Source organism: Janibacter indicus, from assembly GCF_900176385.1.
Taxonomy (GTDB): domain Bacteria; phylum Actinomycetota; class Actinomycetes; order Actinomycetales; family Dermatophilaceae; genus Janibacter; species Janibacter indicus.
Map to the genome: position 1 here is coordinate 106,376 of NZ_FWXN01000010.1, position 19,388 is coordinate 125,763.

The 19,388-nt window shown below is 70.9% G+C and carries 25 protein-coding genes and 1 pseudogene; 11 read left to right on the plus strand and 15 right to left on the minus strand.

Annotation, left to right across the window (positions count from 1 at the left end; genetic code table 11):
* Positions 1–10 precede the first annotated feature (10 nt).
* Positions 11–841, plus strand: a complete 831-nt coding sequence (locus tag B9B60_RS16965; protein ID WP_143445581.1) for a competence protein CoiA family protein — start codon at positions 11–13, stop codon at positions 839–841.
* A gap of 157 nt (positions 842–998) precedes the next feature.
* Positions 999–1,244 (plus strand): hypothetical protein, encoded by a 246-nt coding sequence (locus B9B60_RS12970; RefSeq protein ID WP_143445582.1) that lies wholly within the window; start codon positions 999–1,001, stop codon positions 1,242–1,244.
* Here B9B60_RS12970 and B9B60_RS12975 read toward each other — a convergent pair.
* The 10 genes and pseudogenes from B9B60_RS12975 to B9B60_RS13025 all read right to left on the minus strand — a co-directional run bounded on the left by B9B60_RS12975 (position 1,217) and on the right by B9B60_RS13025 (position 6,829).
* Positions 1,217–1,564 carry a hypothetical protein gene (locus B9B60_RS12975; protein ID WP_143445583.1) on the minus strand — a complete coding sequence of 116 codons (348 nt, stop codon included), beginning with the start codon at positions 1,562–1,564 and terminating at the stop codon, positions 1,217–1,219. The two genes, B9B60_RS12970 and B9B60_RS12975, sit on opposite strands and share 28 nt — an antisense overlap.
* Positions 1,565–1,953: 389 nt before the next feature.
* Positions 1,954–2,745, minus strand: coding sequence for a protein NO VEIN domain-containing protein (locus tag B9B60_RS12985; protein WP_084452004.1), 792 nt, complete (start codon positions 2,743–2,745; stop codon positions 1,954–1,956).
* Positions 2,742–3,059, minus strand: coding sequence for a hypothetical protein (locus B9B60_RS12990; protein ID WP_084452006.1), 318 nt, complete (start codon positions 3,057–3,059; stop codon positions 2,742–2,744). Before B9B60_RS12990 ends, B9B60_RS12985 begins: the two co-directional genes overlap by 4 nt.
* Positions 3,059–3,313 (minus strand): hypothetical protein, encoded by a 255-nt coding sequence (locus tag B9B60_RS12995; RefSeq protein ID WP_084452008.1) that lies wholly within the window; start codon positions 3,311–3,313, stop codon positions 3,059–3,061. Before B9B60_RS12995 ends, B9B60_RS12990 begins: the two co-directional genes overlap by 1 nt.
* 63 nt (positions 3,314–3,376) lie before the next feature.
* The gene (locus B9B60_RS13000; RefSeq protein WP_159451209.1) at positions 3,377–4,087 is read right to left on the minus strand and encodes an RES domain-containing protein; all 711 of its coding nucleotides are present in this window, start codon (positions 4,085–4,087) and stop codon (positions 3,377–3,379) included.
* Between the two features lie 8 nt (positions 4,088–4,095).
* Positions 4,096–4,497: a hypothetical protein gene (locus B9B60_RS13005; RefSeq protein WP_084452012.1), complete on the minus strand. Its 402-nt coding sequence runs from the start codon at positions 4,495–4,497 to the stop codon at positions 4,096–4,098.
* A 97-nt stretch (positions 4,498–4,594) separates the two neighbouring features.
* Positions 4,595–5,668, minus strand: a complete 1,074-nt coding sequence (locus tag B9B60_RS13010; RefSeq protein ID WP_084452014.1) for an FUSC family protein — start codon at positions 5,666–5,668, stop codon at positions 4,595–4,597.
* A 27-nt stretch (positions 5,669–5,695) separates the two neighbouring features.
* Positions 5,696–6,082 carry a VOC family protein gene (locus B9B60_RS13015; protein ID WP_084452016.1) on the minus strand — a complete coding sequence of 129 codons (387 nt, stop codon included), beginning with the start codon at positions 6,080–6,082 and terminating at the stop codon, positions 5,696–5,698.
* A gap of 25 nt (positions 6,083–6,107) precedes the next feature.
* Positions 6,108–6,332, minus strand: a pseudogene (locus tag B9B60_RS17595) (VOC family protein); the annotation flags it as partial.
* 35 nt (positions 6,333–6,367) lie between these two features.
* Positions 6,368–6,829 (minus strand): Lrp/AsnC family transcriptional regulator, encoded by a 462-nt coding sequence (locus B9B60_RS13025; RefSeq protein WP_200811230.1) that lies wholly within the window; start codon positions 6,827–6,829, stop codon positions 6,368–6,370.
* A 112-nt stretch (positions 6,830–6,941) separates the two neighbouring features.
* Between B9B60_RS13025 and B9B60_RS13030 the strand changes: the two genes are divergently transcribed.
* The 8 genes from B9B60_RS13030 to B9B60_RS13065 all read left to right on the plus strand — a co-directional run bounded on the left by B9B60_RS13030 (position 6,942) and on the right by B9B60_RS13065 (position 13,976).
* Positions 6,942–7,709: a hypothetical protein gene (locus tag B9B60_RS13030; protein ID WP_084452020.1), complete on the plus strand. Its 768-nt coding sequence runs from the start codon at positions 6,942–6,944 to the stop codon at positions 7,707–7,709.
* Complete coding sequence (locus B9B60_RS13035; protein WP_084452022.1) at positions 7,706–8,620, plus strand: ketopantoate reductase family protein; 915 nt, start codon at positions 7,706–7,708, stop codon at positions 8,618–8,620. Before B9B60_RS13030 ends, B9B60_RS13035 begins: the two co-directional genes overlap by 4 nt.
* Before the next feature lie 12 nt (positions 8,621–8,632).
* On the plus strand, positions 8,633–9,079 hold the full coding sequence (arfB, locus tag B9B60_RS13040) for an alternative ribosome rescue aminoacyl-tRNA hydrolase ArfB (RefSeq protein WP_084452024.1): 447 nt from the start codon (positions 8,633–8,635) through the stop codon (positions 9,077–9,079).
* 107 nt (positions 9,080–9,186) lie between these two features.
* The gene (locus B9B60_RS13045) at positions 9,187–10,563 is read left to right on the plus strand and encodes an APC family permease (protein ID WP_084452026.1); all 1,377 of its coding nucleotides are present in this window, start codon (positions 9,187–9,189) and stop codon (positions 10,561–10,563) included.
* Between the two features lies 1 nt (position 10,564).
* Positions 10,565–11,044, plus strand: a complete 480-nt coding sequence (locus B9B60_RS13050; RefSeq protein WP_084452028.1) for a universal stress protein — start codon at positions 10,565–10,567, stop codon at positions 11,042–11,044.
* 222 nt (positions 11,045–11,266) lie between these two features.
* Positions 11,267–11,449 carry a hypothetical protein gene (locus B9B60_RS13055; RefSeq protein WP_143445584.1) on the plus strand — a complete coding sequence of 61 codons (183 nt, stop codon included), beginning with the start codon at positions 11,267–11,269 and terminating at the stop codon, positions 11,447–11,449.
* 227 nt (positions 11,450–11,676) lie between these two features.
* Positions 11,677–12,510 (plus strand): NYN domain-containing protein, encoded by an 834-nt coding sequence (locus B9B60_RS13060; protein ID WP_084452032.1) that lies wholly within the window; start codon positions 11,677–11,679, stop codon positions 12,508–12,510.
* Positions 12,511–12,608: 98 nt separating this feature from the next.
* Positions 12,609–13,976 carry a M15 family metallopeptidase gene (locus B9B60_RS13065; protein WP_084452034.1) on the plus strand — a complete coding sequence of 456 codons (1,368 nt, stop codon included), beginning with the start codon at positions 12,609–12,611 and terminating at the stop codon, positions 13,974–13,976.
* On the opposite strand, the gene B9B60_RS13070 is transcribed toward B9B60_RS13065, so the two are convergent.
* Positions 13,977–15,335, minus strand: coding sequence for an MFS transporter (locus B9B60_RS13070; protein WP_200811231.1), 1,359 nt, complete (start codon positions 15,333–15,335; stop codon positions 13,977–13,979).
* Positions 15,336–15,587: 252 nt separating this feature from the next.
* On the opposite strand from B9B60_RS13070, the gene B9B60_RS13075 reads away from it, so the two are divergent.
* On the plus strand, positions 15,588–15,944 hold the full coding sequence (locus B9B60_RS13075; RefSeq protein WP_084452036.1) for an RNA polymerase-binding protein RbpA: 357 nt from the start codon (positions 15,588–15,590) through the stop codon (positions 15,942–15,944).
* Positions 15,945–16,061: 117 nt separating this feature from the next.
* Here B9B60_RS13075 and B9B60_RS13080 read toward each other — a convergent pair whose 3' ends face one another.
* The 4 genes from B9B60_RS13080 to B9B60_RS13095 all read right to left on the minus strand — a co-directional run bounded on the left by B9B60_RS13080 (position 16,062) and on the right by B9B60_RS13095 (position 19,360).
* Positions 16,062–16,517: an FxsA family protein gene (locus B9B60_RS13080; RefSeq protein ID WP_234993869.1), complete on the minus strand. Its 456-nt coding sequence runs from the start codon at positions 16,515–16,517 to the stop codon at positions 16,062–16,064.
* A gap of 62 nt (positions 16,518–16,579) precedes the next feature.
* Positions 16,580–17,368, minus strand: coding sequence for a polyprenol monophosphomannose synthase (locus B9B60_RS13085; RefSeq protein ID WP_084452038.1), 789 nt, complete (start codon positions 17,366–17,368; stop codon positions 16,580–16,582).
* Positions 17,361–18,947, minus strand: coding sequence for an apolipoprotein N-acyltransferase (lnt, locus tag B9B60_RS13090; protein WP_223277860.1), 1,587 nt, complete (start codon positions 18,945–18,947; stop codon positions 17,361–17,363). The genes B9B60_RS13085 and lnt overlap by 8 nt, the downstream gene beginning before the upstream one ends.
* Positions 18,938–19,360 carry an Lrp/AsnC family transcriptional regulator gene (locus B9B60_RS13095; RefSeq protein ID WP_072624604.1) on the minus strand — a complete coding sequence of 141 codons (423 nt, stop codon included), beginning with the start codon at positions 19,358–19,360 and terminating at the stop codon, positions 18,938–18,940. Before B9B60_RS13095 ends, lnt begins: the two co-directional genes overlap by 10 nt.
* Positions 19,361–19,388 lie beyond the last annotated feature (28 nt).

Genomic DNA, 19,388 nt, shown 5'->3' on the forward strand with positions numbered 1-19,388 from the left:
GAGTGCCCTCGTGCCACTGACGGCGCAGCATGCCTCGACCGGCGTGCTCGACGCAACCGTTGATCCGCTCGGCGAAGGGGTGCCCTGGGAGGCGATCCACCGGGCGCGGCCTCGCGCGCCCCTGACCTGCCGCGAGTGCGGGCATGGGCTTCACGCCAAGGTCTCGCCCAAGGGCCTGCGGTTCTTCGCCCACGACCGTGCCGCGCCGACCTGCTCCCTGGTGGGCGAGACGATGGCCCACCGGCTGCTCAAACTGCAGCTGGCCTCAGCCATTCGCGATACCGGCTGGTACGCCGAGCTCGAGGTCGCCGGGGACGGCTGGCGGGCCGACGTGCTCGCGACCAGCCCCGACGGCGCCCGGCGGATGGCTTGGGAGGCTCAGCTGGCGCAGATCACCGTCGACGAGCTGCGCGAGCGCACCGCTCGGATGGAGGCTTCCGGCGTGCCGGTGTGCTGGGTCACCGACCGCGAGCGGCCGTGGATCGGAGCGGTCCCCGCCATCCGGCTGTCCCTGGCCGACGAGTCCGGGCCGCCTGTGGCTGTGGATGCCAAGGTCGTCGACGGGACCGGGGTATTCCGCGAGGCGTGGTGTCCGCGCCGGCGCTGCGAGAACGACGGCGGTGCCCCCGGTCCTTGTCCGGGGCACGGCTGGTGGCGCCCGGTTGAGCCGGACGTGGACCTCAGCGTGTTCGTCGCCGGCGTGCTGGCGGGCACGATCAGAGCGCACCGGACCCCTAGGTACAGCAGGTTCTTCCTGGAGTCCGCACGGATCGTGTGGACCACCCGGCCTCACGTGATCACCGAGCGCGCCCCAGCTGGAAGCCAGCGAGCGCCGCCGTGAACACGACGACCTGGCGACCGCGGAGCACGAGCGCCACCTGGCCGCGATCGCGGCCAAGCTCGCCCGCCAGCAGGCACTCACGCCGCCGGCCGTCGAGCTCGTCGGCCGAGAGGCGCGCGGCTACGTCGGCGTGCGAGACGCGACGCCAGAGTGGGCGATGGGCGTGCCCCTGTTCGTCCACGACATGCCGCAGGGCGTGATCAGCCCGGTGCTCAGCAGGATCTCGACCGAGGTGCGTGCGCGGCTCATGGGCCTGCCCCTGTTCGTCGCCACTGAGGCGGAGCGGCGGGCCCTTGCACGGGCATGCGGCCCCGAGCAGCGGATCGTGCTGCTCGAGGTCGAGATCCCGGACCAGCCGCGCCCGCCGACGGCGATCTACAGGAGGGCCGGGCGGGTGCGGTAGACCTGCACCTGGTCGCGCAGCTCGTTGCTAGCGATCGCCAGCCCCGCGTACGCCGCGGCCGCGGCCGCCAGATTGAACGACGACGCCGGCGTGCAGACGACGTCTGAGGCGCTCAACGACCCCGCCTCCAACCGGTCGGCGAAGGTGTCCGCAGCCGCGGCTGCGTCAGCTGCGTGCTGGGAGATCTCTGACGGAACCGGCTTGCCCGTGCCGGAGACGAAGGCCTCCCAGACGAACAGCTCGGCCTCGCCAGCCAGCCAGGGCTCGGGCCTGGTCGTGCAGCGCAGCCCGGGGATTCCGGAGCCAACCCGCTCGAGCACCCACGCCATCTGCACCAGCCCCGTGGCCAGGGCGCCGCTGCCGGCGCCGGCCGACCAGGGCCTTCGAGCGTCCGTCGACGGTCTCGCCCTGGCGCGCCTGCCCCAGCGTCCTCCAGCCGTCGACGGGGCCGACCGGACTGACAGGGACCATCAGGGGAGCCTCGAACCCGAGCGCCACCGGCACACCGGCGTCGAGCGCCTCGAGGACCGCGAGCGCCGCCCCCTCAGGGTGGCTGCCACCCTCACCGACTGGCCGCCTTCCGGGAAGGTCGAGGGCGCCCCAGGCGAAGTTGGAGCGGACTGAGCCGACGTCGACTGCGACCACGCGTGTCTCCATCAGCGCATCATCCACGACCGACGTGGTCGGTGCTCACGGCCAGGGGCTGAGGTCACTGGGAGAGGTTGACCCGGTAGACGGTGGGGTCGGCGGCCGCGGTGACAGACTCGCGCTCGAACTCGAGGAGCGTCGGATCGGTGAGCGCGTTGGTCACCACGGCCAAGAGCCAGTCGGGATCGGTCCCGGCGCTGCGCAGCTCGTTGCGGGTGAGCAGGATCGAGGGCAGCGAGCTCGAGACGCCCTTGACCTCGAGGTGGCGCGCCTGGCCGTCGCGCTCCGCGGTCAGGTCCCAGCCGCACTTGAGGTGTGCGACGCGGGTGACTGTCCAACCGGCCGCTTCGTAGTGGCGCTGGACCACCGCCTCGGCGGCCAGCTCGACCTTGCGGTTCGTGACTGCATCTCCGAAGCCGGCTCCCCAGGACCCGACGGCGATCGTGCTCGAGGTTTCGCGTGGGTCGCCGGGATGGACTGGGGTCTCGATCGGACCGCTGTACTCGCGAACGAGCACTGGCACCGACCGTGGGTGCGTCCGGTAGCCCAGGCCGCGCTCCGTGAGGACCTTGACCAGGTCAGTGCGGAGCGGGATGAGCCGTTCGCGGGTCTCCTTGCCGATCTTGAGCAGCTCGGCCCACAAGGTCATGATGTTGCCGGGGGAGCGATGCCATTCGTCGTCGTGGGGCGCTGCGGTGTCCCACAGGTAGGCGTGGAGGAGCGTGACGAGTTCTTCCTGCTCCTCGGGGCGGTAGAGCTTGAGCGGCACCCGGGCGCGGCCGAGCTCGTCGGCTCGGCTCAGTCCGGCCCGGATGAGGTCAACGAGGCGGCCGTTGGAGTCGTGCGAGCTCACGGGCGATCGCTCGACGAGCCTTGTGGGTACTCGACGCCGAAGTGGTCTGCGATGAGGCCGGTCGTCTCACAGCCCCAGGTCGAGCGGCGATCCATGGGGTCCGGGTCGTCATCGAGTGAGTCGCAAACGCCCGTGCCGGCACCGCAGTCGCGGTGCAGCGCCAGGAGTTTGCGGGCGAGCGGGTCGTTGATCGTGTTGAGGCGACGCATCGCGTCCACCCACCGAGAGACTGGCGCGGGCGAGTCGTCGACCTCGTGCGCGACGTCCATGTGCCAGGCCGCGCTGGCCTCCTCGTCGTACTCGTAGCGGGTCATCAGCGCATCCCGAAGTACGAGGTGATCCGGTCGACCTGCTTCTGGTCCAGCAGAGCCGGTCGACAGGCCCCGTAGGCGTTGGTCAGGTCGATGACGAGCTGGCGGGTCTGGTCGAGGCTGAGGTCGATGGTGACCGTCTCGCCGTCGGTGCTGGTGACTTTGAGGTCGACGCGCTGGACGTCCTCATCGACGTAGCGGGCATGAGCCCCGATCTTCTTGGCCCTGATGGCCTCACCGCGCTTGAAGAGTCCCACGGGTTAATCGTGGCACGCCGACCCCTTGCGCAGGGGTGGAACGGCTTGTGCCAGCTGGGCTGCTCAGTGGGTCGACCAGCGGAGGCCGAGGATCCGGAGAGCCTCTTGGACGTCTGAGTGCTCAGGGGAGAGCGCGTGGTGCTCGATCGCGTCGAGGGTCCGGCTGATCGCGGGGTCCTCGGCTCGCTCGAAGATGGCCCAGAGGGCGAGGTCGTCACCGTGCCTGGAGGCGAAGGTGACGCCGTCGAGCTCAGTGCTGGCGTGCAGGTAGGTGGCCACAGACTGGGTGAGTGCCCTCGGGCGCCCGTCCTTGAGCGCCGCAGCGTCGAAGTCGTGCAGGTTCAGCATGTGAGCGAGGGCGACGAACTGCGGCCGCAGCGCGGCGATGGACTCGGCCGCCGTGACGGCACAGAAGCGGCCGGTCAGTGTCGCACTCGCCGCTGAACGAGGCTCCAGCCACGAGTAGGAGATCTCGCCGGCCCGCGCGGTCGGATACACCGCCCCGTCTTCGTCGTCCTCCACGATGTCGTCCAGCTCGAGCGCGAGCGTCGGGTCCGGCCTGAAGCCGGCGAGTACCTCGAGCAGGCAGGCCAGAAGCGTGGAGCCGGCATAGATGGTGCGGAAGTTGCCCTGCCGGTCGTCCCAGCGACCGTGGAACCGGCCGTCGGCGCCGGCCCACTCCCAACCCGACCACGCCCAGGGCTCCGGCTTGAAGCCGACCCGCCAGACCTCCTCGGCCGCGTCGACGACGACCAGCTGGGGCGCCTCAGCCACCGGCGACGTCATCCGGCAGCGGCGAACGCGCGCGCGGCTGCCAGGACGCTGGGGCCGACCTGCTCGAGGTCGCCTTCACGCAGCAGCCGTGCCGGCGCGACGTCGTCGAGCCGCGGGTTCATGCCCTGGAACCATGCCTGGACGACCGCGGCCGAGTCCTTGCCGCGCAGCAGTGCTGCGATCCGGTAGGCCATCCGCAGTCGGTTGACCACGTCGGTCGACGGCGTGCGCGCGTCGCCGGCGTCGGCCCACTGCCGCACCGCCCGGGTCTCCTGGACCGAGCCCAGGTAGGCAACCAGCTTGGCGCCGAGCAGGTCACGCAGCCGCTCGACGAGTTCCGGCGTGGCCAGCCGCACCGACTCTTCGTAGGCGCGCAGGTCGCCGCGGGCGATGGTCGACTGAGTGCTCATACCTGCAGTGTGCCACGCGCCGCAGTCGAATCCAATACCTAATCCCGCATCGAATCACACCTTAAATCACACCGCCGATAACATAGATTATGTCAGTTCAGTCGGAGCTGCTCGAGTGGCCCTGGCCCCCACGACAGTCAGCGCCCAGCTCGTGCCGGATGCGCCGCAGGTCCTCCATGAGCGAACCCACGAGCACCCACCGCATCCCCTGCGGTGCACTCGTGTCGAGCGGCTCGGTCAGCGCGGGCTGGGTGTCGTCCAGCGCGTCCGGCGACGTCAGCGGCACGGCCAGGCGCAGCTTCAGCCGGGTGTCGTGCGCCGCCCGCCGCAGCTCCTCGGAGATGCCGACGACCAGGGGTTCCTCCCGGACGCCCTCGTCGTAGTGGTCGACGTAGGCCCGGGTCATCCCCCGCACCTGGGTACCGACCTTGTTGAGCATGTCGAGCGTGTCGCGCAGCGCCCCGAGCTCTCCGCGGTAGCGAGCGGCGCGCGGGTTGAGCAGCAGCGAGTCCTCCGCCGCGTCGATGGCCTCCGTCGCCTCGTCGCGAAGGGGGTGCAGCCGCCGGGCGTCGTGGAGCAGCAGCAGGCGGCCGGGTCGGGTCTTGCGGGAGACGAGCGCATCGGCCAGGCGTTCGAGGGCTTCTGCCGTCTCCTCCCCCAGCAGGTCGAGCGCCGTACGAGCCGGCGCCAGGGCGACGGGCGGGACGAGAGCCAAGTGCACGACGATGCCGATGACGGCGCCGATCATCGTCTCGACGATGCGGATCGTGGCGTAGTCCGGTGTCGATGCTCCGAGGGTGAGCACGAGCAGTGCGGTGATCGCGATCTGGATCCCCGATCCGCTCGTCAGCCGCAGCGCCCACGACAGCACGAGTGCCGCGCTCACCGCGAGCAGCACCACCCACGACGACGTCCCGAGCACGACCCCCATGCCGGTCGCCAGGAAGACCCCGGCCACCACGCCGACGCTGCGCTCGACCCCCTTCGTCAGGGACTGGTTGAGACTCGGCTGGACGACGAGCATCGCGGCGATCGCGCCGAAGACCGGCGGCGGACCGTCGGTGATCAGCAGGTCGCAGACGATCCAGGCGACGATGGTCGCCAGGGCGGTCTTGGCGACCTGCAGGAGTGGGTCGCGTGCGGAGGCGCGCACGGCCGCGGTCAGGCGCATGGCCTCACCGTAGGCGGTCGGTGCGGGTCATCCGCGCTTGGCCACGAGCTCGACGAGAGCGCCGGCCGGGTCCAGCACCACGGCATTGCGGTTGTCGTTGCCGGTGTCGTGCGGCTCGGTGTGGCCGACGACGCCTCGGGACGTGAGGTCCCGGTAGGTCGCGTCGACGTCGTCCACCCAGAAGACGAGGTTCATCGCCGGGCTGCCGACCTGTGCCTCGAGACCGTGCACCCGTCGTGCCGCCTCGGCGCTGCTGATCGCGAGGACGAAGCCGCCCGCGGCGAGCTCCACGTGCTCGGGCACGCCCTCGGTCGGTGTGCGGAAGGTCTCCGTGAGCCCCAGGCGCCCGACGTAGAACTCGAGCGCCTCGAGGACGTCGTGGGTGAAGACGTTGACGAGGCCCGAGGTGATCACGAGTTCACGCTAGCGCCGCGCGCGCTCAGCGCGTCGTCGGGGCGATGGAGAACTCGTTGCCCTCGGGACCGGCGAGCACGACGCACCCCTCCTCCGGGAGCTGCCCGACGTCGACATGCGAGGCGCCCAGCACCAGTGCCCGCGCCACGGTCGAGTCCTGTTCTGCCGCAGTCGCTCTCGTGAGATCGAAGTGGGCTCTGCCCAGGCCTCGACGCACGTCGGACCGTCGACGGAAGTGGATGGGGAGGTCCCTCGGGTCGTCCGGGACAACGGACTGTCGGTTGCCTACTCGAGCCCGGCAAGTCCCCCGGGATCGATCTCGAGGTCGTGCAGCACCATCCGGGACCTGATCGCCACGACGCCGTGGTCGGCGCGCAGGCGGTCGACGATCGACTCGAACTCCTCGGCGTCCCGGCAGGCCAGGCGCAGCTCGTAGTCGTAGTCGCCGGTCAGGCGCGACCCCGCGACGATCTGCGGGATGGCCGACAGGCTGGCGGCGAAGTCGCGCCGCACCGTCGACTCCCTCAGGCGCACCTCGCTGACCATGGTCAGCGGCCGCCCCAGCGCAGAGGCGTCGACCTCCGCCCGGTAGCCGCGGATCACGCCCGACGAGCGCAGCTGCCGCACGCGCTCGGCGACCGAGCTCGCCGACAGACGCACCTCGCGGGAGAGCTCCTGGTAGGTCGCGCGTCCGTCGCGCACGAGATGCCCGAGGATCTTTCGATCGAGGCGATCAAGACTACTCACCGTGACATCATCGCCCATCCTTGGATCTCGCCGCGATCATCATGGATGAATCGTCGTCAGCGTGCTGCAATCCGTGCCATCCTCGGTCACCCCGGGACGAGGGTGGTGTCACGTGGAAACCATCGCGCTCCGTCTGCTTCTCCCGCCCCTCGTCATCGCCGTCGCGAGCCTCGCGCAAGGCCGGCTCGGTGATCGCCTCGGGGGCCTCGTCGTCGGGCTCCCCCTCACCTCCGGCACCTTCCTGTGCCTGCTCCACCTGTCGCACGGTCCGGAGGCACTCGCCCACGGCGCCCTCGGCATGCTCGGGGGCCAGGTCGCGGTCGTCGCCATGTGCGTCACCTTTGCGACCGCGGCCCCACGCCACTCCCCCGCCATCGCCCTCGCCATGGCCCTCGTCGCCTGGGTCGTCGGCATCGCCCTCGTGCGCACGTTCACGCAGGGAGTCCTCGTGACGGCCGCACTCCACGCGCTCGTGGCCCTGGCAGCGCTGGCCTGGTGGCCTCGTGCCGAGGCGGTCGCGATGGCCCGGCCCGGGCGGAGTGCACGGCACGACCTCGTCGTCCGCGTCGCGATCGGCTCCGCTCTCGTCATCGCGCTGACCGCGGCCGTCGAGACCCTGGGCTCGGGTCTCGCCGGGACGCTGGCGGCGGCCCCCCTCGTCGCGCTCGTGCTCTCGCCGTCCACCCACGCGCAGCGCGGGGCGCAGGCCGTGCAGGACCTCCTGGGCGGGGTGGTCCGGGGCTCGCTCGGGGCGGCCGCCTTCGGTCTCGTCGTGGCCTGCACCGCTGGCCATCTCGGGGGGCTGGCCCTCGTCGTGGCGACAGCGGTCTGTCTCGCCACGGTCGCGCTCGTCGGTCGTGTCGATAGCCTGCGGCCATGAGCCAGCCCGTCGAGTCCGTCGCAGTCGTCGGTGCAGGAGCCATGGGGGCCATGTACGCGGCCCACTTCGTCGACGGGGGTCTGCGCACCTCACTCGTCGCCTCGGGCGAGCGGGCCCGACGACTGCGGGCCGACGGCCTGTCCGTCAACGGCGCTCCCCTGCCGGCCGGCGTGCTCGACCCCGGCGCCGATCCTTCCAAGCCGGTCGACCTCGTGCTCGTGGCGGTCAAGCACCACGACCTGCCGGCCGCGATGGCCGACGTCGCCCCCTTCGTCGGCACGGAGACGACCCTCGTGTCCGTGCTCAACGGGCTGGACAGCGAGGAGGTCATCGCCGAGCGGTTCGGGCCGCAGGGCGTGCTGCTGTGCATCGCCCTCGGCATGGCGGCAGGCCGCGAAGGGCGTGAGGTCACCTACCTTTCCCCCGGCCAGCTGACCCTCGGCACGGCCCCCGGCCTCGCGGACCCGAGCCGCGTGCATCGGGTCGCCGAGGCCCTCGACCGCGCAGGTCTGCGCTGGGAGACGCCGCAGGACATGTGCCACGAGATGTGGTGGAAGTTCATGGTCAACACCTGCATCAACCAGGCCTCCGCGGTGCTGCGCAGGCCCTACGCGGACTTCACCGTCGAGAGTCCGGCCCGCTCGCTCATGCTCGCGCTGCGCGACGAGGTCATCGCCGTCTCCGGGCCCGAGGGGGTGCCGCTGGGCGAGGCCGACTGCGAGCGGTGGGAGCAGGTGCTCGCCGGGCTGCCCGGCGAGGGGCGCACGTCGATGCTCCAGGACGTCCTCGCCGGGCGACCCACCGAGGTGGCCCTCTTCGCAGATCGCGTCGTCGAGCTCGGCAGGCGGCACGGGGTGCCCACGCCGCACAACCAGACGATCTCCCGGATCCTGCACGACTCGACGGCCTGAGACCCTGAGGTCATGAGCGAGCTGCGTGTGCCCCCGGGGCCCGGGATCCCCGGCGGGCTCGTCGTGCCCGCGGGCGAGCTCACCGAGCAGTTCAGCAGGGCCGGCGGGCCCGGCGGCCAGGGGGTCAACACGACCGACTCCCGAGTGCAGCTCTCCCTCGACCTCGCCACGACGAGCGCGCTGACCGACCGTCAGCGCGAGCGGGCGATGGCGCGCCTGTCGACACGTCTCGTGGGCACCACCCTCACCGTCGACGCGTCGGAGCACCGTGCGCAGCGACGCAACCGCAGCGCTGCACGTGAGCGGATGGGCGCGCTGCTGCGCGAGGCGCTGGCACCTCCTCCCCCGTCGCGTCGGGCCACGAAACCGACCCGAGGATCGCAACGCCGGCGCCTTGCCGCCAAGTCGCGCCGCGGAGAGGTCAAGCGGGCGCGATCGCGCCCCTCTGGCGACGACTGACGACACGCTGGGGACACCTTCCGTTTGACAGCGGGCCTCATCGGCTGTGGTGTGGATCACACATGACGCCGCCGCACCGGTGGCCCGCTCACGAGGAAGGCCAACGCATGTCCGTCGACACGACCGGACCTGAAGGCGCACCAGCGGTCAACGAGGACTCCGAGCTCAAGCAAGGGGTCAGCGGTCGCCTCCTCTACTTCTACGTGCTCGGGGACGTCCTCGGATCCGGCATCTACGTCCTCATCGGCCTCGTCGCCGGAGCGGTGGGCGGCGCCTTCTGGGCCGCCTTCGCCGTCGGGGTGACGGTCGCCACGATCACCGGGCTCGCCTACGCGGAGCTGGTGACGAAGTACCCGCAGGCCGCAGGAGCCGCCCTCTACGTCAACAAGGCCTTCAAGAACAAGACCCTGACCTTCTTCATCACCTTCTGCATGCTGTCCGCGAGCTATGCGGCGGCCGGCTCGCTCGCGACCGGGTTCGCCCAGTACTTCGGCGAGGTGTGGGAGGCGGCTCCGGCGCTCGTCGTGGCCCTGGCCTTCATCGTCGCGCTGGCGATCATCAACTTCATCGGCATCACCGAGTCGGTCGTCGCCAACATGATCATGACCTTCGTCGAGGTCACCGGCCTGATCATCGTGCTCGTCATCGGGGTCGTCGCGACCGCCCAGGGCAAGGTCGAGTTCGGGCGGATCACCGAGTTTTCGACCGATAGCAACCCTGCCCTCGGCCTGCTCGCGGGCGTGGCCCTTGCCTTCTTCGCGATGACGGGCTTCGAAAACGCGGCCAACCTCGCCGAGGAGACGCGCAACCCTCGCCGCGACTTCCCCCGAGCGCTCATCGGAGGCATGGCGACCGCCGGCGTCCTCTACGTCCTCATCGCCGTCACCGCCGCGGTCACCGTCCCCATCCAGCAGCTCGCCGAGTCCGACGCCGCGCTGCTCGAGGTCGTCAAGACGGGGATCCTGCCGCTCTCCGTCGCCGTGCTGACGATCATCTTCGCGATCATCGCGATGGTCGCGATCACCAACACCTGCCTCGTCTGCCTCGTGACGGAGTCCCGCATCCTCTACGGCATGGCGCGCGAGGACGTCGTCCCCGCCCCCTTCGCCAAGGTGAGCAGCCGACAGGTGCCGTGGCTGGCGATCCTCTTCTCCGTCGTCGTCATCGCCGCGCTGCTCGTCTCCGGAGCCGACTTGGCCCAGCTGGCCAATGTCACGGTCGTCTTCACGCTGCTGATCTACGCCCTCGTCATCGTCTCGGCGGTCAAGCTCGATCGTCATGACCGCACCGACGAGACCTTCAGAGCGCCCCGGGCACTCCTCGCGATGGGTGTCGTCGCCAACTTCCTCATCCTCGGCTACGTCATCTACGACGACCCCGGGTCGCTCCTGTACTGCGCGGCGCTGCTCGGCGTCGGCGTCGTCCTCTTCATCGCCGAGCGGCTGCTCGGCGGCGGCACCCCCACCACCGATCTGGAGAGCTGACATGCACGTGCTCATCGCCACCGACGGCTCCCGCCAGTCCCTGCGGGCCGCCCGCCACTTCAAGTCCTTCGCGGACCCGGGCAAGGTCGAGCAGATCCTCGTCCTGGCAGTCACCAGACCCTTGGCGAGTGTCTCCTTCGTCGACGAGATCTCGGCCGACGCCAAGGCCCCCAGGCAGCTCACGGGGAGCTCTTTCAAGGCGGAGGCTGAGGCAGCGGTCGCGGTCATCGCCGGGGAGTTCGACGACTGGTCGGAGACGACCAGGGTGCGGACCCGGGTGCGCAGCGGCACGCCCTCCTCCGAGATCATCCGAGCGGCCAAGGTGTCGGGCATCGAGCTGATCGTCGTGGCCAGTGGCAGCCGCGGACTGACCGACAAGGTCTTCATCGGCAGCACGGCACAGCGGGTGCAGAGCACCGCTCCCTGCCCGGTGCTCGTCGTCCGCCCGGTCCCCCGACAGCGCCGCCGCACCAAGGCGTGAATTCGGCTGGGGCACCGGTCGCTACTCGACGTGACGGGTGCCCCAGCCCTCGCTCCGGCCCCGAAGGTCGTCACGAGGACCGACCCGCTCGTCGGCGTCTTCCCTCCGAGCAACCCGGTGACCCGACCAGAGCCGTTGCGCACGGTCAGGTCCGGGCCGAAGGAGTGCTCACCGCCGGGGTCGGCGGCGTAGAAGCGCAGCGTGCTCTTCAGGGTGCGCGCCTTGCCCGAGCGCGCGGCGAAGGTCCCGCTCATGTTGGCCGAGCGACCCGTGCTCGAGACGTGGGCCGACGAGGCGGAGTTGCGCATCGGGGTCGTCGCCGCCAGCTCGCACCCGGCCGGGGCGGAACCCGTCGGGGGCACGGTGACCCCGCTGGCGCAGCGGAAGGACTCGACGTTGACGTAGTTCTGCTGGTTCTTGCCGAAGTCGGCGGTGGTGCCGCGCTTCATCAGCACGGACACCCGGTGGGTGGTGCCCGGGAAGCCGGCGAAGGCCCCGTCGTAGATGCCGACGTAGGTGACGGTCGACATCTGGGGCGGCGGATCCGGCGCCCGATCTCACTCCCCCGGGCCCGTCGTCCGGCTGCAGTATGTCCCCCTTCGCGCTCCTGCACCAGAGGGTAGGTTGCGGGCATGGACGACCCCGGCAGCTCGACCCGCATCGCCGTCCTCATCGACTGCGACAACGTCTCCGCCAAGCACACTGCCGCGGTGCTCGAGGAGCTTGCGAAGTACGGCACCCCGACCGTCAAGCGGGCCTACGGCGACTGGACGACCTCGCAGCTCGGCGGGTGGAAGCCTGAGCTGCACCGCAATGCCATCCAGCCGGTCCAGCAGTTCGCCTACACCGTCGGCAAGAACTCCACCGACAGCGCGCTGATCATCGACGCGATGGACCTGCTGTGGCAGGGCAATGTCGAGGCCTTCGCGCTCGTCTCGTCCGACTCGGACTTCACCCGGCTGGCGACGCGACTGCGCGAGTCAGGCAAGCGGGTCTACGGACTCGGTCTGCGCAAGACCCCGGAGTCGTTGCGGCGTGCGGTCGACCAGTTCATCTTCCTCGAGCTGCTGCAGGAGCAGGCCCGTGACGACGACTCCGGCCAGGACGAAGGGAGGTCCCCCTCCCCTGCCGAGGACGGCGGCGAGCCCGAGACGACGATCAACCTCCAGTCCGCGCTGACCAAGGCGATCAACGCGACCTCGGGCGACGACGGCTGGAGCGCGCTCGCACTCGTCGGTCAGCACCTCAGCCGGGCGCACGCCGACTTCGACCCACGGACCTTCGGCCACCAGAAGCTCTCCAGCCTCGTCGAGGAGCAGCCCTACCTCGAGACCCGCGCCGAGGGCTCCCAGCGGCAGGTGCGTCTGCGCACCCGCGCCCGCAAGACCGGTCCCGCCAGCCGGTCGGCGAAGAAGGCGACGGCCACGAAGACCACCTCGGGCAGGTCGGCGGCGTCCACCGACTGACCGCGAGCCGGCTCGACGAGGCCGCGGTCACGCGGACGTGTACGTGGCGCCGCGGCGGGCCTAGGATGACCCGGGTCTGACCCTTCCCAGGAGAACTCATGCGATCTGGCATCCGCCGCCGCGGCGGCGCGACCAGCGCGGCCATCGCGCTGTGTCTGGCCACCGGTCTTGCCGCCTCGTCGGCGTCGGCCGAGCCTGTCGACCCCACGACTCCCGTGACCGAGACGGTCGGGCCGACCACGGCTCCCACGACCGAGCCCACGGACGACGGGACGGCCGCCGATCCCAGCACGGCCTGGTCGGTGGACGAGAGTTCTCCCGTGGGCGATGCCAACGACACCCCGCTCTCCTCCGGGGACCTCGAGGACCAGATCGCCGAGGCCGACCGCCTGACCGCCGACCTGGTCAAGGACAACAAGGACATCGCCGCTGCGGTGAAGTCGCTGAAGTCCTACTCGACCAAGGCCAACCGCCTGTTGCAGAAGAAGGCCAAGGCCCGCGACGAGTACACCGCCGCGAAGTCGGAGGCGGACACCGCGCAGCGCGAGCTCGACAAGTACCGCAACCGCCTGGCCAAGGGCCGCAAGGACCTGCGCAGCTGGGCCTTCGACACCTACACCCAGGCCGGGGGCTACAGCGACACGATGACGATGATCGGCACGCTGACCGACGGCTCGAAGACCTCGGGCGACTCGGCCGGTGACCTGAGCTATCTGACCGACGAGCGCATCCGCACCGTCGACCTGGTCCGCGAGGACACCGTCACCAAGGCGTCGTTGACGAAGAAGAAGGACAAGGCGCTCAAGAAGGCCGCGAGCGCCAAGCGTCGTGCCGACCGGGCCAAGGAGCGCGCCGACGCGGTGCTCAAGGAGCGCAAGAGCGAGCTGGAGTCCCTGCGGCGCAAGCACGCCGAGGAGCTCAAGGAGGCCGGCCCGATCGTCAACGCCCTGATCAGCCAGCCCGACGACCGCGCCCAGGGGGCGAGCGACCGCCTGACCTCCGCGCTCAAGGAGCTCGGTCAGGACGTCAGCCAGTTCGAGGGGTCCAAGCCCTGCTCGACCAACATGGGCACCTACCCCAACGGCCAGATCCCCCCGAGCGGGCTGTGCCCGCTGCTCGGCGGGCCCGGCGAGTCGCTGCGCCCCGATGCCGCCGCGGCCTTCAACGCGATGAGCAAGGCCTACCAGCGGGACACCGGCCACCTGCTGTGCATCACCGACAGCTACCGCTCCTACGCCGAGCAGGTCGTCACCAAGCAGCAGCGTGGCGGGTGGGCGGCCACACCGGGCAGGAGCAACCACGGTCTCGGCAAGGCGCTCGACCTGTGTGGTGGCGTCAACTCCTTCGGCCACCCCGCCCATGCGTGGATGCAGCAGAATGCGCCCCTCTACGGGTGGTTCCACCCGTCGTGGGCGGCCGCCGGTGGCTCGCTGCCGGAGCCCTGGCACTGGGAGTACGCCGGCTGATCAGGCCTGGTGCGAGCCGACCTGCTCCTGCGGGGTCTTGACCGGGATGAGCACTGCCAGGCCGGCGATGAGCACGACCGCGATCCCGAGGATCCCCCAGTACTGGGTGTTGTCGTCGCCGGTGATGACGGCACCGAGCCAGATGAAGAGGGCGAAGGCGGCCGGCGACAGGAAGGACACCACGCGCCCGGTCGTCGCGTAGAGGCCGAAGATCTCACCGGAGTGCCCCTCGGGGATGACCCGGGCGAGGAAGCTGCGGGAGGCCGCCTGGGCCGGACCGACGAAGGCGGTCATCGCCAGCCCGAGCGTCCAGAAGACCGTGGCCCCACCGTCGTGGAGCACGAAGATCGCCAGTCCGAGCACGACGAGCGCCACGAGCGAGATGAGGATGACGCGCTTGGGCCCGAGGACGTCGTCGAGGAGGCCGAAGAGCATCGTGGCGACGCCGGCGACGATGTTGGCGGCGGCGCCGAAGATGATCACATCGCCGGCCGACATCCCGAAGGTCCCCGCAGCGAGCACGGCGCCGAAGGCGAAGACTCCCGCGAGGCCGTCGCGGAAGAGTGCCGAGGCACCGAGGAAGTAGACGGTGTGCGGCGAGCGAGCCCACAGGCGGCGAAGGGAGGCCCACACCAGTCGGTAGGACTCGGCGACCCCGACCCGCGGTGCCTTCTCCCGCGGCTGGTCCTTGAGCACGAAGAAGGTCGGCAGGGTGAAGAGCAGGATCCACAGGCCGCACACGACCATGGAGACCCGGATGTCCAGGCCGTCGGTGTCGGTGACGCCGAAGAGCCCGACCTCGGGCTGGATGAAGACGAAGTACAGCAGGAGCAGCACGAGGATGCCGCCGAGGTAGCCCATCCCCCAGCCGAAGCCGGAGACCCGACCCACGTTGCTCGGTGAGGCGACCTGCTCGATCGAGGCGTTGTAGTTGACGCTCGCGATCTCGGAGATGATCGAGCCGGCGCCCAGTAGGACCAGCCCCAGGACGAGGAAGCTCGGGTCCGGCTGGACGAGGAAGAGCGCGGCCGACACGGCCGCTAGCACCCAGGTCTGCACGCGCAGGTTGCGCACCGTCCGACCGGACCGGTCGGAGTTCTGCCCCAGGACCGGCGCCAGGAGCGCCACGAGCAGCCCGGACAGGGCGGTCGCGATCGCCAGCGCCGTCGACGTGGTGTTGGTCGGACCGAAGCTCGAGCTGGTCAGGTAGACGGAGAAGACGAAAGTCGTGATGACGGTGTTGAAGGGCTGCGAGCCCCAGTCCCACATCGCCCAGCCGAGGATCCGGCCGAAGCCGCCCTGCGGCTCGGCTCGCAGCGCGGTCGTCGGCTCCACGGGGGATGTCGTCGCATCGGTCACGAGGCGAGGCTAACCGCCCCGAGCGCCTCGATGTGCGCGACACGGTGGGGAGACGCTATCCTGTGGGGTCGCCCCAGGTCGTGCCGCGAGCCGACCACCAGATCGGGCCCATCCGGAAGGCCCGCCATGGGCCACGGCGCCGCAACGACGCGAGCAGCCGGAACAGATGATGCTCATTGAGCGTTGTCATGTGACGAGGGGCCCGCGCGGCAGGGGCGCGGACATCGCGAGAGACACCAGGAGACTTGCAACATGGCAGAGCGCACGCTGCGCGGAACGCGCATGGTCAGCTTCAGCATGGAGACGACGGACAACGTCGTCCCGAGCGACCGTCAGATCACGACCTACGTCTGTGACGACGGCCACCGCACCGAGCTGCCCTTCTCCGTCGAGGCCGACATCCCCGGCACCTGGGAGTGCCGCTGCGGCAAGCTCGGCAAGCTCCTCGACGGCCCCGAGCCGGAGCTCAAGCCGGCCAAGCACGTCCGCACCCACTGGGACATGCTGCTCGAGCGCCGCTCGATCCCCGAGCTCGAGGAGCTCCTCGAGGAGCGCCTGGAGCTGCTGCGCGCCTCCCGTGGCGAGAAGCCGCGCAAGCGCAGCGCCTGAGCCTCGGCTCCCCGCACCACGAAGGCGCCGCACTGAGGAGCGAGCGCCAGCGAGCCTCGAAGGGGGCGGCCCACCGATCACGGTGGGCCGCCCCCTTCGTCATGTCGTACGCACCCCTCAGTCGTCGACGATCTCGCCCTCGACGACGTCGTCATCCCCACCGTCGTGGCGCCGCCGACGCCGCACCCGCGCCTCCCCCGGCGCCACCGGCATCCCCGCGGCGAGCAGCCGCCGGGCGATGACGGCCTCGAGCCCGATGCGGGCCACCGGCCGGGTGAAGGGCAGCACGAGCACGAGGCCCAGCACGTCGGAGACGAAACCGGGCAGGGTGAGCAGCGCGCCCCCGAGGAAGACGAGGATCGCGTCGGCGATCTCCCGCGAGGGCATCTCGCCGCTGCGCAGGGCGACCCGCAGGGACTGCCAGGTCCGGCGCCCCTCGCGTCGCAGCAGCCACACGCCGAGCGCGGACAGCGCGACGAAGAGCAGGAGCGTCCAGCCGACGCCGATGAGTCGTGCGAGGCCGTAGACCGCGAGCACCTCGACGACGAGCCACAGCACGATGGCCAGCGGCACCCACGCCACCCGACGGCGGCGGCGCGGTGCGGGTCCGGGCCCCGTCGGCCCGGACCCGAAGATCACAACCGGTGCCACGTCGGCTCTCGATCGACCAGTCGGCGCAGCTGCTGGCGGCGGTGGGCCAGGCCCCAGCGGGTGATCCGGGTCATCGACTCGCGCACGACGTCGCCGTCCATCTTGGAGTCGCCGATCTCTCGCTCGACGAAGGTGATCGGGACCTCGACCACGCGCAGCCCGGCACGCACCGTGCGGACCGTCAGGTCGGTCTGGAAGACATAGCCGGCGCTCTCGACCTCGTCGAGGCCGATCGTGCGCAGGGTCTCGGCGCGGTAGACGCGGTAGCCGGCGGTCGCGTCGTTGACCGGCATGCCCAGGACGAGCTTGATGTACATGTTGCCGGCCATCGAGATGGCCTTGCGGTCGGCGGGCCAGTTGACGATCTTGCCGCCGCGCACGTAGCGCGAGCCGATCACCAGGTCGGCGTCGGCCGCGACGTCGAGCATGTGCGACAGGTGCTCCGGGCGGTGGGAGCCGTCGGCGTCCATCTCGACGATGGCGTCGTAGCCGCGCTCGAGCGCCCACCGGAAGCCGGCGAGGTAGGCGGCACCTAGGCCCTCCTTGCCCTGGCGGTGGATCACCATGACCTGCGGGTCGGCTGCGGCCATGGCGTCGGCGACCTCGCCGGTGCCGTCGGGAGAGTTGTCGTCGAGGACGACGACATCGGCGGCAGGCACCGATTCGCGGACCCGCTCGACGATGAGCGGCAGGTTGTCGCGCTCGTTGTAGGTCGGGATGAGCACCGCGACCCGCTCGATCGGCGGTCGCTGGGCGTGGGGCTGGTCAGGCACCGGTGGTGGCTTCCTCGGTCTGCTCGGTCGGGCTCGGGTCGGTCCGTGGCTCGCCTCCGACACTACCCGTCGCCCGGTGGCGCAGCCGCCACCCCACCGCGACGAGCAGGCCGAGGCCGCAGGCCCACTCCACCCACGGCCCGAGCCGGTCGGAGAGCGTCAGGCCGCTGCGCAGCACGACGTCGTCGACGGGCTGGGCGGCGGTGAAGAGCTCGGTGGTCGGCGTCGTGCTGCCGTCGGGGTTGACGAATCCGGAGACGCCGACGGTCGACACGTGGGCGACGCTGCGGCCGTGCTCGATGGCCCGGATCCGGGAGATCGCGTACTGCTGCGTGGACTCGGCCGTGTAGCCGAAGGTGGCGTTGTTGGTCTGCACGACGAGGAGGCTGGGGTCCCCCTTCGCCTCCGCGTCCTTGACAGCCGAACGCATCAGACCGTCGTAGGCCACCTCGAAGCAGATCGTCGGCACGGCGGAGAAGTCACCATCGCGGCCGGGGACGGTGAAGGCGGCGTTGCGGTCTCCCTTCGCGAAGCCGACCCGCACGAGGTCGACCTTGGAGCTGAAGAGCCGGTAGAAGTCGCGGTGGGGCACGTACTCGGCGAAGGGGACGGGGTGCTGCTTGACGTAGCGTTCCGGCTCCCCTCCCCCGGGCCGGTAGTACAGCGAGGCATTGGACACCGCCGGGGCCGGCTCGTCGAGGATCGCCCCGACGATGACCGGTACACCGGCCGCCTCGAGAGCCCGCTGCACCTGGGCTGCGGCGTCGGGGTTGCGCAGGGGGTCGATGTCGGAGGAGTTCTCCGGCCAGATGACCAGGTCGAGGTCGTCGTGCCGCTCGGCGAGGCGCTCGGTCCCGACGACGTGGTTGTCGAGGACCTTGCGACGCTCGGCGTTGAAGTCCAGGCCCGTCCGCGGCACGTTGCCCTGGACCAGCCCGACCCGGGCACTCGCGTCGCCGCTCGTCGGCACGGGCACGACGAAGGCGCCGGCCGTGGCCGCGACGGCCAGCCCGAGGGCCACCCACGGCGGGCGGCGGGTGACGACGACGAGGACGAGCGGTACCGCGACGAGGGCGACCGCGAGCGTGATGAGCGGCGCTCCCCCGACCGCGGCCCACCGGGCGAAGGGAGTGTCCGCCTGGCTGAAGGCGATGCGGGCCCACGGGAAGCCGCCGTAGGGCAGCGTGCCCCGCACCCACTCCTGGAGCACCCACATCACGGGGACGAGCAGCGCGGCCGGCAGCGGGTGCCCGCGGCGCAGCAGGGGCCGCTGCACCGCGGCGAGGACCGCGCCCATCGCGGCGACGTAGAGGGACTCGGTGACGGCCAGGGCCATCCACGGGAAGGTCCCGACGAAGATGCCCGACCAGCTGAGGGTGGGGACGAAGCAGCCGAGCCCCGCGACGAGCCCGAGCAGCGCACCCACGCGCGCGGTGACGTCCCACATGGCGATGCCGATGAGCGCCACCCCGACGACCGCCATGAGGGCCAGGTCGTGGTCCGGGAAGGAGAGCCACAGGCACAGGCCCCCGACGAGGGCCAGGGCCAGACGTACCGGGAGCCGCGAGATCACTCCCACGGCGTCGAGAGCACGACCGTCGTGCGGGTCGAGACGCCACCGCGGTTGCGGACCGTGGCCAGCAGCTCCTCGAGGTCCTGCGGGGTGCCCACCCGCACACGCAGGAGGTAGTTGGCGTCGCCGGCCACCGAGTAGCACGCGTCGATCTCGGGGATGTCGCGCAGGCGGTCGGGGATGTCGTCGGGCTCGCGCGGGTCGAGAGGCGTCACCGAGACGAAGGCGGTGAGCGGCGTGCCCACGGCGGAGGGGTCGACGACGGCCGCGTAGCCGGTGATGGCCCCGCGCTCCTCGAGGCGCCGCACCCGCTGGTGCACGGCAGAGGTCGACAACCCGATGGCCTTGCCCAGGTCGGTGTAGCTCATGCGTCCGTCCTCGCGCAGGAGGTCGATGATCCGTCGATCCGCCGCTTCCATGGATGAAGCATAAGCGAGAGCCGTAGGG